This window comes from Endozoicomonas arenosclerae, assembly GCF_001562015.1.
GTDB classification, from domain to species: domain Bacteria; phylum Pseudomonadota; class Gammaproteobacteria; order Pseudomonadales; family Endozoicomonadaceae; genus Endozoicomonas_A; species Endozoicomonas_A arenosclerae.
The window spans coordinates 1-14,103 of sequence record NZ_LASA01000218.1; the positions used below are offsets into that span (position 1 = coordinate 1).

Here is a 14,103-nt window from a genome sequence, read left to right on the forward strand (position 1 = left end):
TCAATTTGGATTTATAAAAGCCAGGTATCGAGGTTTGAAGAAGAATGACAATAAACTGTCTACTTTATTTGCCCTGGCGAATATTGTTCGACTGGATCAAATGATCCGGGCACAGGGTTAGTCCGCCCTGAAGTCACGAAAGTGGCTAAATATCATACAAATAAGGGGTTGAGACCTCTGATTTCAGTCCTACTTCGAACTCGATTCAAGAAGGGAAGTAAATTAGAGGTTATTCGCAGGTTCCCTAGTGGAGGATAAGCGACGGAATCTTTCGGAGATTCAGTCTGTGATCAAACAATATCTACCTGGATTGAATCCGGAAGTTGTTCGTGAAGAGCCCTGTCTCTATACCAATACACCTGACAGCCATTTCATTATTGATCAATTACCCGGGTATCAAAATGCGGTTGTTGCGGGTGGCTTTTCAGGCCATGGGTTCAAGTTTGCACCTGTGGTTGGGAATATGATCAGGCAGATTGTTCTGGATGGGACAGTATCTGACAGTCAGAAACTGTTCAGCTTCTCGAGGTTTCAAAAGGAAGAATAAATGAGGGCGAAGGGTAATCTCCGCCCATATTAAAAGTGATTAACTTTTAATTTCATAACAGGGTTCGTAGTGACTGCCGGGTAACTTCATCCTGTGTTGATCGACAAAGGATTGCAGAAGGCTGTCTACTTGCTTCATCAGGGCAGGTTCACCTTCCAGTTGATAAGGTCCACGGTTCCTAATCTGGATGACCCCTTCTTCTTTTATATTGCCTGCCACAATGCCAGACATAGCTCGTCTTAGATTGGCCGCTAGCTGGTGGGGAGGCAAGTCGGTAGAGAGTTGCAGGTTCGCCATGTTTTCATGAGTAGGATCAAACGGTGCCTGAAACTCTTCTTCTATTTGCAGCAGCCAGTTGAAGTAATAGGCATCGCCGTGCTTTCTGCGAAAGCGTGTGACTTGCTCCAGCCCACTGCGCATGACCCGGCTGACTTCAAGAGGATCATTAATGATGATCTGATATCGGGACTGTGCTTCTTCGCCCAGAGTATTGCCAATGAACTCATCAATTTTTTCAAAATACTCTTTGGATTCTTCGGGGCCAGTAAAAACCAGCGGGTAAGGAATTTCCTTGTTTGCAGGGTTAAGCAGAATACCCAGTATATAGAGAATTTCCTCACAGGTTCCCGGCCCGCCGGGAAAGACAGTGATTCCATGGCCAAGACGAACAAAGGCTTCCAGACGTTTCTCAATATCCGGCAGGATGATCAGCTCATTAACAATCGGGTTGGGGGATTCAGCGGCAATAATGCCCGGTTCGGTCAAGCCAATGAATCGTCCGCGAGAAATCCGCTGCTTTGCATGGCCTATATAGGCTCCTTTCATAGGACCTTTCATAGCGCCAGGACCGCAGCCAGTGCAAATATTCATACCACGAAGGCCCAGTTGGTAACCCACTTTCTTGGTGTATTCATATTCATGGCGGGCAATGGAGTGTCCACCCCAGCAGACTACGATGCTGGGAACCTGCTTGGTTATAAAAGCATCTGCATGTCGGAGGATCTGGAAGACCAGGTGAGTAATATCCGTTGAACTCTCAACGGTGTATCTTGGGTCTTCGGTAATGTGCGAAGACACATAAAGAATGTCTCTGAGAACAGAGAATAAGTTTTCCCTGACACCGCGAATCAGCTTGCCTGCAACAAAAGCATCTGCAGGCGCATTGATCAGCTCGAGTTTGAGTCCGCGGTGCTCCTGAACGATACGAATGTCGAAATCCTGGAATTGCTCCATGATTTCTTCCGTATCATCACCTTCCTGCTCGCAATTTAGAATGGCCAGGGCGCATTGTCTGAATAAGCGGTGAAGCCCTTTCTGGCTGGTATCCTGAAGACTGCTGACTTCCCGGTTTGATAATACCCGCATGGAGCCAACAGGGTTAACAATGGTGGAAACAGTATTTCTGGCGGTCATGATACCCCCTTGTTTTTTTTCGTGAAAATCGTTTTGCCATCGTGTAGCTAAAACGATTCTGAGCTCACGGCTGCTAATATCCCTCAGTGGGTGCAGTATCTGTTTCTTGCTCAGACTGTTCTGTTTAGACGCACCTTCATGTTAAGTGATATGAAACGGACTGGTGGTCTAATGATTGGTTTCGATTAACGTATTGGTTTCCTGAATCAAGATTAAAAATCGAGTGACTGTAATCAAAAAGTTTATCGGCCACAGAACTATTATATGAGGTTGTGAAGGTTATTTTCAGTCTTGACGGATGGGCAATCCTCTGACAAATTGGAAATGTTGTCATTTCTCTCTGAGCTGAATCTTTGGTATTCACTCACACCCTATTTCGGCCCTTCAGGCTTTAGCCAGAGGTAGTGAAAATGGCTGAACAAAGAGTAGTGGACTATCTGAATCATCACCATGTCCCTTTTTCCACCTGTCGTCATCCGCCGGCTTTCACGGCTCAGGAAATTGCAGAGAAAGCTCATATCAGTGGCTATAACCTGGCCAAAACCGTAGTGGTCAAATTGGATGGCAAGCTGGCTCTATGTATCTTGCCCGCTACAGAAAGAGTTAATTTCAGTCAGTTACGGCATGCAGCGGGAAGTCATACAGCTGAATTGGCTGCTGAAGAAGAGTTCGCTTCAAGTTTTGGTCATTGTGAGCTGGGAGCTACACCCCCCTTTGGTGGTTTATTTGGCTTACCTGTTTATGCTGTAGAATCTCTGGATAAAGGTAAATTTGTAGCTTTTAACAGCGGTGATTCATCGGAGTTACTCGTTATGGGTTGGCAGGACTTTCAGGAGCTTGTGCACCCGGTGGTTCTTTCTGCACGGCAGAAGGCGGCAATTGCCTGATAGCTATCCGTGATATAGCCGCTTTACTGACGGTTCGAAATTCAGAATCAGTATGTCATCATGATTCATTGTCAGTGGGTCAAATGTCTGAAAAGGCAGGCTTAGCTGTGAGACTCCTTGCAGAAGAAAACATTTGCCCTCTGCGCTGATCGACAGAATAATGTTTATCAGCCAAAAGCCTTGAGTGATAGAAGCGGTTTTCGTTACTTTCAGTGATGAAGTCATCTCACGGTAAACAATAAAGCGAATATCCGGAGCCTGGTGTTTATGCCATCCAATCCTGAACTTCAATCCTCATCAGAAAATGTTGTCGTGGTGGATGAGAGTAACCATATTCTTGGTGCTGTTCCCAGAAGGCAGATGAGGGAAGAGAAGCTCTGCCACAGGGCTACTTATGTCTTTGTTTTTAACAGTAAAGGCCAGCTCTATGTTCAGGAGAGGACTCTAAGCAAGGACATCTATCCGGGTTACTTTGAGCCGGCCACTGGGGGAGTTGTTGCTGAAGGTGAAAGTTATGATGTAGCTGCGGTCAGGGAATTAGCTGAAGAGCTGGGTATCGAAGACACGCCTTTAAAACCGCTTTTTCATTTCTATTTTCATAATGATGATTGCAAAGTGTGGGGCAGGGTATATAGCTGCCAATATGATGGTGATCTGACTCTCCAGGAAGAAGAGGTGGCGGGTGTAGTCATGGAGTACCCCGAAGAGATTCTGTCTAATCGTTACAGTCGGAAGTACACTCCTGACAGCCTTCTGGCTCTGAAGCGGCTTATGCATTTTTATGGAGACAGTGGCAACTGATTAATTTGCTTAAGTCGTTTATCAAACTCAGGAGTAAAAGCAGTCAATTATGTTTACCGGTATTGTAAAAGGTGTATTCAAAGCTCACAGTGTTGTCCGTAAACAGGATTTCATGACACTAGAACTTCAATTGGATGAGCCTCTGTGTAAAGGGTTGGAGATAGGTGCGAGTGTCGCTGTTAATGGCACATGTCTAACTGTAACTGCAGTTGACAGGGGAAAGAATCTTGCTGCGTTCGACATTATGCAGGAAACATTGCGAGCTACTAATCTGGAAGCGTTGCAGGAAGGCAGTCAGGTCAATGTCGAACGAGCTGCACGATTTGGTGACGAGATCGGTGGGCATCTGTTATCAGGCCATGTCCATGATACAGTGGTTATTCAGGATATTGTCCAGTCAGAAAATAACACGACTCTCGTATTTAAGTTTGACCCCATCTGGAAAGATTATATCCAGCCAAAAGGGTATATTGCTCTCAATGGAGCCAGTTTGACAATTGGAGAGTCAGTAGAGAAGGATTCTTTCTGTGTGCACTTGATTCCTGAAACCTTGCGACTGACTACTTTTGGCAGTGCTGTGATAGGTGACAGAGTGAACCTGGAAATAGACAGTCAGACTCAGGCAGTAGTGAACACAGTAAAAGCGTATCTGGAAAGCAAAACTTCAGCTTGAATGTTTTTCTTTTCAGTTTGCTCTCATCTCCAGTATTGATGCCCACTCTTCTCTGAGCCTTGGGTCGAGGAAACCTTTTGAGGGGCGGGAGAATACGGGTTGGCTGAGAAGCGACGCATAGCTTGAGAAAGTACTCGAAAGCAGAGAGGTTTCTTCTTCCAGGTTACCCGTGTAATCGGTTGAAGCGATCTCTATTTCGTCCTCTTCCTCTTCATCATCTATTTCCATTCGGACGCTTTCATTCACTGTGACGGGCTCTGAGCTATCTCTACGAACTTCTTCGACGATCAATTCACTGTTCTCAACAGCAGGCTCGAGACGGGCAGCAGGAATAGCTGTTAATGGATCCTCATCAGTAGCTGGATCGTAAGGTTGCTCCAGAGCATCGAAGAATTCTCCGTCATCCTCTGTATCTGGTACCGCCTCAGAAACTGTATTGTCTTCGCTGGGGACTTCGGAAGAAGGGACTTGAGAGTATAGAGCGGCCAGCATATTCGTCTCTACAGGTCCTCTTACTTTCATCACTACTTGCATGACTCGGTCAACCTGCTGATTGGCGTCCTGGATCTGCTTCAGCACCAGAGGTTTGTTTAAATAGGCTGACTCGTCGGTCCGTGCAGCATTCAAGTCTTCTTCAATCAGGCTCAGGGCTTTCAGGCGATCATTCGGGGAAAGTGCTTCCCCATTTTGGAGATCAAACAACCTATTGATGGCTTTAACAAAAGAAGCTTTCTTGTCTTCTGTCATCAACACGCCTTCTGTGAAAATGCCTGCAAGTTCCGGGTGAGATTCCTCTGTGACAACATCAGCCAGAACGGATATGGCAGCTTCTCGCATTGCTTCTGAAGTTTGCGGGCTTTCTATCAAATGCCTGAGGCGACGAACCTCCTTCTCTACCGTCACATCGTCAGGTAATTCATCCCTTGCTGCCAGCTCCATTTTTACTTTCAGAGCTGAAGGCTTACCTTGCCTGATGCCAAGCTCGAGCATTCTTGCGGCCTGCTTGCGATCCCCCGACTCGATTAACAGTTCTGCAGCTTCTTTGAATCGACCATGCTTGACCAACAATCCTTTAAGAAAATCCAGTGTGTTATGAGCCTGAATACTGTCCTGTACCCAGAGATTTTGTAGGAGTGTCTGTACCGGGAAGTGTTCTAATGAACTGGCAACGATTCCTGGGTGGCTACGATCAAGCAGGTTTAATAAAGAGACAAGATGGTGAGGGTCTGCAAAGTAGGGATGGTTGCTGATCAGGTCTTGAACCAGAGCGCTCAGTTGTCGGTTTTTGTAGAGCTTCTTTTTGTTCCAGTCGATGAGCAGTTTGATGACTTCTTCTGCTTTTTCCGGGTTTGACTTATAAGTAAACTCTGCAACCCGGAATGCCAGGGCTTTCTCCTCTGGAGAGGTTTTAGGAAGGTTTTTTGATAGATGAATCAGCCAGTCTGTATCGGTGACCAGCTCACTGGCATTTTCAATATCTTTGCTTTTTAACAACTGTTTGTAGAGTTCAAAGGCTTTTTGTCCATCGACTGCAATGAGTTTGTGGGCAACGTTCTCCAGCCATTGCCATTTCTGATCATCTGCTTCAGAGGCTTCTTTGATGTAGAACGACACAGGAATAGCCTGCAATGCCATCATGCAGTCACTTTCATGTTGAAATTGCTCTTGATCCCGAACAAAGCGGAGCAGGATATGGCAGGCAGCTTCATCGCCTTTTGCTGCTTCGATGCAACGTTTTTCCAACAGTCTTGGCACCATCCTTAATGGTTGGGATAGCGCTTTCTTGCCTGAGACGATTCCACTTAATACTCTGCTGAAGGTGTCTGGCACAATGAGTACGCCTTCTTCCTTATCAAGGGCTTCAAAGTGTTGATGATGCAGTGGTAATCTCTCTTCAGACAAAGTTTCGTCTTGCGGATGTTGTCTTTGTGCTGAAGCTTCCAGGGCATGCCTTTGATGCAAACGTTCAAAAGTGACCTGGTCGTGGTCTTCAATTCGGGTGGCAGGGGTTCCTGGGAGGAGACCAGCCAAATCAATTTTGCAAGCGACAAACACGAATGGCCAGCCGATTTGCAGTCCGGTTCCTCCCCTGTATGGAACCAGCCTTGTTTCTTTGTCTGTCAGCGCCTTTTTTACCAGCCATCCAGCCAGCCTTCCTCCGGAAACACTGATGCCGTGTTTCAAATCTTTCATTCTGACTTCACCGTGCTTCATGAAAGCAAATACATCGAGGTGAATGGGGGCAGAGAAAAGAGGGGCCAGGATCCAGCCAATATAAGGAATGTTTCGAATGGTTTTGGGATGAATGATCAGCGAGCTGGAAAAAATTCCGTTATGAGTGTCGTCAAGGTGATGAACTTTTACTTTTCTGACTTCTACTAATGCAGGACGCTTGGAATCATTGACATACTTCAGCTTGTCGAAAGTGAGGACGGATGTTTGTTCCGATGTCGCTTTAAGCATGTTAAGAGGTTTGCAGAACCGGACGCCTTTCATGGTGAGCTTGCCACTTTCAAATCCTACCAGGCAGTCAGATTCTCTTGAGGGTCTGGGTCCTGAAGCCAGCTCTTTATAGGCGCCCAGGTTTTCATATCGGACTTCTACTTTTTCCGCTGAGAGTTGAACGGCTGTCTTGTCTTGAGCAGAAGAAACGAACTTGTTTTTCAGTATCTGGGCGATACCAATGTCAGTGCCTACTGAGACTGTCGTGTTTTCAAGTTTTAAGTGAAGCGTCAGTGGAGGATGATCTTTTACTGGAATTTCAACGGTACAGGAAAGGTCGCCCACCTCAAAATGGTTTTCTGTTACCTGTCCATTGATTAAATAGCTTTCTGATTGTTTGACGACTCTTTTTGAATCAAAATTTAATGCGGTAATTCTAACGGGTGGATTATCGCCATTCTTCTTAAGAATCTCATTAAAGTTGAAAGGGGTTTGTTCCCCATCAACAACGACCCCTGTATAACTGCATAGCAAGTCATAGAGCAATGAGCGCCACTGACTTCTTTCATCCTCATTGGTCATCTCAATGCCGGCCTGACGATTGACGAAATTGTCCAACTTAGAGGCCACTTTCTCATAGCCTGCGCCCGGAAGATTGACCAGTGCTCCGACAGCTCTGCCGGGTAAGCCTTTAAGTAAATCAAGGTAACCGGTCTGCTTCTCCTCTTCATCAGGATCTAGATCAAGGTCCTGAGGAGGAGGGGGAGTGGTAGTGTCTTCCTTGCCAAAATAGTTTCTGTACCATCGCTGGAAGAACCAGGGTTGTCCTTCAGCTTTTCTCTCATTGATATGAGGAGATTCAGAAGTTAGTTGGTCTGAAGGTTCATGGCTCAGCTGAGTAGTAGTGGTCGTCTCACTGATATGCCTGCCTCGTTGATCCCGTCCAGTGACTGGGTCTCCAGACGTATTTTGCTCGCCAGTGGGTCTGGGGGGAGGGGGCGAATTATTACTGCCAGGAGTAAGAGGTGATGACATGTCGCCACAGTCCATTGTGAGCCATTTGGGATTTTGTTGTTAAGCCTTCAGTTTTCAACTGTAGGCTTAGCTGAGTGAAATCGTTCCGGCACTCATTAGATCAGCTTAGCTGATGGCATCACGGGTCAGTGGATATAGCTGACTGAAGTATGATTTCAGTTCTACCTCTGTTGCAAAGTGTCGGATTAATGGCTGTGAAGTGTTGAAATAAACGAACGCTTGATAAAGTGACGTAAATTGCCTTAAAAAAGACGTTTTTATGCTTCAAAATTCTTGGCGAAAGATGGACAAGTCAAGCTCGGGGGCTAATACTTGTCCTTGCTCACTCATGTGTCCAAACGGGGGTCTCCCTCGTTGCTAGAGCATTGTATCATGTGCCGCCCCCTAAGGGGCGGCACAGTTATTTCTGGCTGGTGGAAAAAGGTGGAGCTTCAGGTGAAGCGTCTAATGACTCATTTGCGCTTCCTGGCGGGCTTTTTGCGAGGCTTGGACTTTTTAGGGGGCTTCTCTGGGAAAGCCACTTTGCAGACATCATCAAAATGACTGGCAAAATGGATCGTCATCCCTTCTCGAATGTAGTCAGGTAACTCGTCGTAATCCCTTTGGCACTCTTCAGGAATGATCAGGGTATGAATGTTCTGTCGTTTGGCAGCAATCACTTTTTCTCTGACACCGCCTACCGCTAGCACTTTACCCGTTAGCGTTAACTCTCCGGTCATGGCCACAGAAGCAGGCTTTTTGCCCGTTGCCAGTGAAACCAGGGCCGTTGCCATAGTAATACCGGCAGAAGGGCCATCTTTAGGGGTAGCACCCTCAGGAACATGGAGGTGGATAAAGGCTTTTTCGAAATAGGCTTCATCAATGCCAAATTTTTTGGCCTGACTTGAAATAAAGCTGTAGGCGATTTCAGCGGACTCCTTCATCACATCACCCAGCTTACCCGTAAGCTTGAAACCCGCTCGCTGGTGGTGGATAAGGCTGGCTTCAACGGGCAGTGTAGCGCCGCCCATAGCGGTCCAGGCCAAGCCGGTGACAACGCCAATCCCTTCAATACGTTTCTCTTTTCTGAAGTAGGGGGCGCCCAGGTAATCGGTAAGGTTTTTGGTGGTGACACTCAAACTCTTCTGGGAACCTTCCAGCAATTGAACAACGACTTTACGGATGATCTTCTGCAGCAGCTTTTCCAGATGCCTGACGCCCGCTTCACGAGCATACCCTTCAATCACTGATTTCAGGGTGGCATCGGAGAGTTTGATCTGGCTTTTCTTCAGGCCCGCCTGTTTTAGAAGCTTTGGCCAGAGGTGGTTTTTGGCAATGGCCATCTTCTCTTCCGTGATGTATCCGGAAAGTCTGATGACATCCATACGGTCCAGTAATGGTCCGGGAATAGTATCCAGCTGGTTGGCCGTGCTGATGAACAGGACTTTTGAGAGATCAATTCTCATATCCAGATAGTGATCAAGGAATTCACTGTTCTGCTCCGGATCAAGAACTTCCAATAAAGCTGAGGCTGGGTCTCCACGGTATGAGGCACCGATCTTGTCAATCTCGTCCAGCATGATGACCGGGTTGGCAACATCCACTTCTTTAAGGGCCTGGACCAGCTTACCGGGCAGAGCGCCAACATAGGTACGACGATGACCTTTGATTTCAGCTTCATCTCTCATGCCGCCCAGACTGAAGCGGTAGAACTTGCGGCCTAATGCTTTGGCCACGGATCGTCCTATGGAAGTTTTACCCACACCTGGAGGGCCTGCGAGCAACATGATGGTGCCTGAGACTTCCTGTTTGTATGCTCCTACAGCAAGAAATTCTATGATTCGGTCTTTGACATCGTCGAGACCATCGTGATCTGAGTTAAGTACTTCTCTGGCATGGGAAAGATCAAAGATATCTTCAGAGAACTTGCCCCAGGGCACAGAGGTAGCCCAGTCCAGATAGTTTCTGCAGATGGCATATTCCGGTGAGCCCACTTCAAGGATCGAGAGTTTTTTCATCTCGTCATGGATCTTTTTCATGGGGACTTCAGGGATGTCGAGATCGGCTATCCGTTGTTCAAAAGCTTCAATCTCTGCTGTTCTGTCGTCCTTTGAAATCCCCAGCTCTTTCTGAATGACTTTCAACTGTTCTTTCAGAAAGAATTCCCGCTGATGCTTACTGATTTTGCGATTAACTTCTGCGTTGATTTCGCCCTGCAGGCGAGCTACTTCCTGTTCTTTTCGAATCAGTATCAGCACTTTTTCCATGCGTCTCTGAACGGATAGGGTTTCCAGTGCTTCCTGAAGTTCCTGGCCCGGAGCTGTAGTGATGGCGGCTGCAAAATCAGCCAGTGGCGAAGGGTCTTTTGGACTAAAGCGATTCAGGTAGTTTTTCAGTTCCTCGCTATAAAGTGGATTCAGGGGGATTAATTCCTTGATGGCCTGAATCAATGCCAGAGCGTAGGCCTTGATTTCATCTGTATCGTCCTGGACATTGTCAGGGTATTCCACCTGTACCAGGTAAGGGGGGCGTTTACGCAGCCATTGTTTGATACGAAAGCGCTGCATTCCCAGGGCAATAAACTGAATCTGGTCGCCTTCGGAAACGATATTGTGAATCTTGACGGTACAGCCTATATCGGGGAAGTCTTCGGGGCTGACATCATGACCTGCACCGGCCATGCCCGCTACATAACTCAGGCCGACTACTTTATGAGGGCTCTGGGCTACCCGCTGAAGCGTTTCTTCCCATTCATGGCTACTGAAGACCAGGGGTTGGACCTGGGCTGGAAAGAAGGGCCTATTAGAGACAGGAATAAGGTAAAGTTTGTCTGGTAAGGCATGTTCCGGAAGTACCAGGCCGGTACCCAGATCATCTACTTGTTCGTCAGCCGAAATGACTTCGGGCTCCTGGTTGTCCTGTTCTGTCATAGTCTTTTCAGATCGAATCTCGGGATGAATGGAATGCGGATAATGACTATCTGGTGTCATCTCCATTGATTTCAATGGTCGATGTAATTAAGTATGGTTGAGTAAAAGGCGTGTGCCACTCAGTCGATGAGAAATACGGGAGTCAATCAATGAAATCGTTCCAGGAAGTTCTGGACTTCTGGTTTGAGGGAGAGCCACTGGGAGATGTGCAAATGTCCCGCTGGTGGAAGAAAAATGAGGCCCAGGACCGGTTGATTGAAAATGAATTCGGCGACTTGCCCGATAAAGTCCAGTCCGGAATGTGCGACGAATGGCTGGAATCACCTGAAGGGCGGTTGGCCGCTATCATCACGCTGGATCAGTTTCCCCGAAATATTTATCGAGGGGATAGTAAGTCATTTTATTATGATGCTTTAGCGCTTTCGTTATCGGGTGAGGGAGTAAAACTTGGCCAGTTTTCTCAGCTTCCGGAATTGATGCAGGCTTTTTTTGTCATGCCCTTCATGCACAGTGAATCCCTTGAAGATCAGCAACAATGTATTCAGCTTTTTGAAAAAATTCTCTCAGGAGCAAAAGAACACTACAAGCCTTATCTGGCAGGGTCTCTGGAGTTTGCTATCAAGCACCGTGACATTGTAGCGCGGTTTGGGCGTTTCCCGCATCGTAATTTGGTGCTGGGGAGAGAAAGTACTGGTGAAGAATTGAGCTTTCTCGAACAACCGGGATCATCATTTTGAGCTTATGTCACGAGATAATTCTGAAGAGTGGGAATAACGTCTCAGCTCCTGTAAGATAGCCGGGCGAAATATAATAATAACACCCAAAGGATACTTATGAAAAAGTTGTTCATTGTCGTATTTGGGATGGCGCTCTGGCAATCTGCTCACGCTCTGACCATGAAAGGAATGGAAGTTCCTGATGCGGTCAAGGTCTCCGATGGTACTGTGCTTCAGCTTCAGGGGGCGGCAGTAAGAAGCTGGTATCTGGTTGTCGACGGCTATATCGGTGCGCTCTATCTCGAAAACCCTACCCATGACGTTTCTCGCATACTCTCCGATGAGAGCTATCAACGTATGACCTTTACCATTCTCTTTTCGAAAATGAGTGCAAGGCGTATTGCGAATGCATTCTATGAGGCGATTCAGATCAATACCTCAGAGGAAGAGCAGAAAGAACTGGAAGAGGGTATCGGGCAGTTTATGAGCATGATCGATGGCACTCTCAAGAAAGGCGACTCGGGTACATTTGAGTACATTCCAGGTAAAGGCGCCCGGGTGATCATAGCCGGAGAAGAGAAAGGCGTTATTCCTGGCAAGAAAGTGTTTAATGCCATCCTGAAAGTCTGGATTGGTGAAACACCGCCCAACAAGAAGTTCAAGGAAGGTATCCTTGGTCTGACAGCTAAGGGGTGAAGCTCATTTGATAGGGTGTTGCCGGGTTTTCTCAGGGCAAATATCCGATAGCTCTACTTTTACGCACTCGCTTTCCATGAAGTGCACCGCGTTGGCCAGTGACTTGAACTCATAGACATGAAACTGGCTGGCGCAGAACCGATCCTTGTACTCTATATAGACAAACCACTGTTCCTGAGTCACATGCTTGTTGAAGCGCACTTTCCCTTTGGCAGGCCAGATATAAATGGGGCACTGGTAGATGTGGTGCTGCCTTGTCTGCTCAACAGGCGCCAGTGTGGACAGAAGATCCACTGGGTTCTGTGGGTGTTCTTGATGAGACTTGCTTTCGTGTAGCAATGCACTTCTTCCCGTCTGGCCAACCCGTCATCAGGCACTTTGTTCCTTGACTGGGTTGGATATAGCGTTCAGCAGAGGCATTAAACCAAGTAAGTCAGCTCTTCACAAGGGGAGTTCCCCTTAAAGTCTGTGTCTGTCGTCAAATATTTCGGGCTTCAGAAGGGCATTGTAATGAGCATTAATTAACTGATTCATTTCTTATGGTGTAAGTAAATTATGAAGAGAACATAATGCTTGTTCTTGGATTGATTCGAATAGAAACAATGAGAAAGTGAAGTCATACGAATGTTGAGTAATCAAATGCCTATTTTTTTTAGTATGTTATTTATTTGAAAGGTGGTTTTGAAGAATATTTCATGTCAGGGAAGTATTATTGAATAAGCAGTCAAAAGTTATCAGGGGGGCGATAGTCTTTTTAGCTTGATTATTAGTAGCGCATTCCAATAAAAACGTTTTTATTAATAGGACGATTAAATTCTTAAGCAGTGACTTAAGTCATAAGAGCTTAACTCTGCAGTAATAATGTTGTTTTCCCTGACAGACAATTATTTATACTCTGATGTATGTTTATAGTGAGAAGTAATCAGTACTCAACCAGTTGTCTTATGGATGAAATTTTGAAAAAGTTCTTCCTGTTAACGGTCCTGCCTGTACTTTTCTCTATCTCAACAATAAGCCTGGCTGATGATTCCAGATTGCATGAAATTCTTCGTACAGGTGAGTTGAGAGTAGCGACGACAGGTGACTTGGACCCACTTTCCTTATTTAACCCTACACGTGAATATTACCGAGGGTTTGATATTGATCTGGTTAAAGCGTTGGCCAGTGATCTTGAGGTAAAGCTTACACTCGTTCCCGTTCATTGGCGCACGATGGTAGAAGGTGTCAGGCAAGGAAGGTATGACCTCACGACCAGTGCTGTCATTAATATGGAAAGAGCCAAGTGGGTTGGTTTTTCTGACAGTTACCTTTCTGTTCAGACCGTCCCGATTATTCTGGAAAAGAATAAAAGCAAATTTCCCAGTTGGAGTTCTTTGAATCGTCAGGGTGTTGATATTGTTGTGACTCAGGGTGGCGTGTTTGAACACAGGGCGCGCACTTTTTTTCCTGATGCGAATATTGATCCTGTGCAAAGACCTGATGATGATTTTATGAAAGTGATATGGGGTCAGTCTGATGTCTATCTGACCTCAAACCTTGAAGCTATGTCATTAAAATCTCGTTTCCCTAATCTAGTGGTAGTTGAGAAGGGCAGGCCCAAGCAGGTCAATATGATGGCAATGATGATGCCGCAGGATGATCAGGTCTGGATCAACTACATCAATCACTGGCTCAGGCTTAAAGATAAACAAGGGCTCATAGATGAGCTAAAAGCCAGGTGGATGCCTCATTATCTATAAATCAGTTAGATAGGGAACCTGCGAATAAGTCCCTGATCATGAGATAATAATCTCAGCAGCTTGATCAGAGGTAGTCATGGACCAACAACTCTCTTTTTCCGACAGTGAATTCAGCCAGAAGCGACGCAGAACTCGTAGGGAAATTTTTCTTGAAAGAATGGAGGTTCTGATTCCATGGAAACGCTTAGAGGCCGTAATCGAGCCCTATTACCCTAAGCGTGGCAACGGAAGACCTCCTTATCCTC

Annotated in this window: 12 protein-coding genes and 1 pseudogene; 9 read left to right on the plus strand and 4 right to left on the minus strand. The window is 46.3% G+C overall.

Features of this window, described 5'->3' with window-relative positions; all coding sequences use genetic code 11:
* Together WG89_RS32480 and WG89_RS27710 are read left to right on the plus strand one after the other, a co-directional pair.
* A pseudogene (locus WG89_RS32480) lies at positions 1-121 on the plus strand (IS5/IS1182 family transposase); the annotation flags it as partial.
* A gap of 126 nt (positions 122-247) precedes the next feature.
* The gene (locus WG89_RS27710; RefSeq protein ID WP_062270912.1) at positions 248-547 is read left to right on the plus strand and encodes an FAD-dependent oxidoreductase; all 300 of its coding nucleotides are present in this window, start codon (positions 248-250) and stop codon (positions 545-547) included.
* A gap of 39 nt (positions 548-586) precedes the next feature.
* On the opposite strand, the gene ppnN is transcribed toward WG89_RS27710, so the two are convergent.
* Complete coding sequence (ppnN, locus tag WG89_RS27715; RefSeq protein WP_062270914.1) at positions 587-1,960, minus strand: nucleotide 5'-monophosphate nucleosidase PpnN; 1,374 nt, start codon at positions 1,958-1,960, stop codon at positions 587-589.
* A gap of 410 nt (positions 1,961-2,370) precedes the next feature.
* Between ppnN and WG89_RS27720 the strand changes: the two genes are divergently transcribed.
* The 3 genes from WG89_RS27720 to WG89_RS27735 all read left to right on the plus strand — a co-directional run bounded on the left by WG89_RS27720 (position 2,371) and on the right by WG89_RS27735 (position 4,321).
* Positions 2,371-2,847 (plus strand): aminoacyl-tRNA deacylase, encoded by a 477-nt coding sequence (locus WG89_RS27720; protein WP_062270916.1) that lies wholly within the window; start codon positions 2,371-2,373, stop codon positions 2,845-2,847.
* A gap of 267 nt (positions 2,848-3,114) precedes the next feature.
* On the plus strand, positions 3,115-3,648 hold the full coding sequence (gene yfcD, locus WG89_RS27730) for an NUDIX hydrolase YfcD (RefSeq protein ID WP_062270920.1): 534 nt from the start codon (positions 3,115-3,117) through the stop codon (positions 3,646-3,648).
* Positions 3,649-3,697: 49 nt separating this feature from the next.
* Complete coding sequence (locus tag WG89_RS27735; RefSeq protein WP_062270922.1) at positions 3,698-4,321, plus strand: riboflavin synthase; 624 nt, start codon at positions 3,698-3,700, stop codon at positions 4,319-4,321.
* A gap of 12 nt (positions 4,322-4,333) precedes the next feature.
* Here WG89_RS27735 and WG89_RS27740 read toward each other — a convergent pair whose 3' ends face one another.
* Complete coding sequence (locus WG89_RS27740; protein ID WP_153301878.1) at positions 4,334-7,798, minus strand: hypothetical protein; 3,465 nt, start codon at positions 7,796-7,798, stop codon at positions 4,334-4,336.
* A 452-nt stretch (positions 7,799-8,250) separates the two neighbouring features.
* Entirely contained in the window at positions 8,251-10,707 is a 2,457-nt protein-coding gene (gene lon, locus WG89_RS27745; RefSeq protein ID WP_062270926.1) for an endopeptidase La, read from the minus strand.
* 149 nt (positions 10,708-10,856) lie between these two features.
* On the opposite strand from lon, the gene WG89_RS27750 reads away from it, so the two are divergent.
* Both WG89_RS27750 and WG89_RS27755 read left to right on the plus strand, forming a co-directional pair.
* A complete protein-coding gene (locus WG89_RS27750) occupies positions 10,857-11,444 on the plus strand; it encodes a DUF924 family protein (RefSeq protein ID WP_062270928.1) in 588 nt (195 codons plus the stop codon).
* 96 nt (positions 11,445-11,540) lie between these two features.
* Positions 11,541-12,119 (plus strand): chalcone isomerase family protein, encoded by a 579-nt coding sequence (locus WG89_RS27755; RefSeq protein WP_062270930.1) that lies wholly within the window; start codon positions 11,541-11,543, stop codon positions 12,117-12,119.
* Positions 12,120-12,122: 3 nt separating this feature from the next.
* Here the strand turns inward: WG89_RS27755 and WG89_RS27760 are convergent, their stop codons facing one another.
* Positions 12,123-12,413 carry a hypothetical protein gene (locus WG89_RS27760; RefSeq protein WP_153301879.1) on the minus strand — a complete coding sequence of 97 codons (291 nt, stop codon included), beginning with the start codon at positions 12,411-12,413 and terminating at the stop codon, positions 12,123-12,125.
* A gap of 650 nt (positions 12,414-13,063) precedes the next feature.
* On the opposite strand from WG89_RS27760, the gene WG89_RS27765 reads away from it, so the two are divergent.
* Positions 13,064-13,858, plus strand: coding sequence for a transporter substrate-binding domain-containing protein (locus WG89_RS27765; protein ID WP_172806948.1), 795 nt, complete (start codon positions 13,064-13,066; stop codon positions 13,856-13,858).
* Between the two features lie 76 nt (positions 13,859-13,934).
* Positions 13,935-14,103, plus strand: a 169-nt coding sequence (locus WG89_RS32485) for a transposase (RefSeq protein ID WP_062260605.1), incomplete at its 3' end; no start/stop codon positions are given.

Excerpts from the sequence above, each read along its gene's own strand:
- ppnN (WP_062270914.1), bottom strand. The coding sequence starts at position 1,960 with ATGACCGCCAGAAATACTGTTTCCACCATTGTTAACCCTGTTGGCTCC.
- WG89_RS27720 (WP_062270916.1), top strand. The coding sequence starts at position 2,371 with ATGGCTGAACAAAGAGTAGTGGACTATCTGAATCATCACCATGTCCCT.
- yfcD (WP_062270920.1), top strand. The coding sequence starts at position 3,115 with ATGCCATCCAATCCTGAACTTCAATCCTCATCAGAAAATGTTGTCGTG.
- WG89_RS27735 (WP_062270922.1), top strand. The coding sequence starts at position 3,698 with ATGTTTACCGGTATTGTAAAAGGTGTATTCAAAGCTCACAGTGTTGTC.
- WG89_RS27740 (WP_153301878.1), bottom strand. The coding sequence starts at position 7,798 with ATGTCATCACCTCTTACTCCTGGCAGTAATAATTCGCCCCCTCCCCCC.
- lon (WP_062270926.1), bottom strand. The coding sequence starts at position 10,707 with ATGACAGAACAGGACAACCAGGAGCCCGAAGTCATTTCGGCTGACGAA.
- WG89_RS27750 (WP_062270928.1), top strand. The coding sequence starts at position 10,857 with ATGAAATCGTTCCAGGAAGTTCTGGACTTCTGGTTTGAGGGAGAGCCA.
- WG89_RS27755 (WP_062270930.1), top strand. The coding sequence starts at position 11,541 with ATGAAAAAGTTGTTCATTGTCGTATTTGGGATGGCGCTCTGGCAATCT.
- WG89_RS27765 (WP_172806948.1), top strand. The coding sequence starts at position 13,064 with ATGGATGAAATTTTGAAAAAGTTCTTCCTGTTAACGGTCCTGCCTGTA.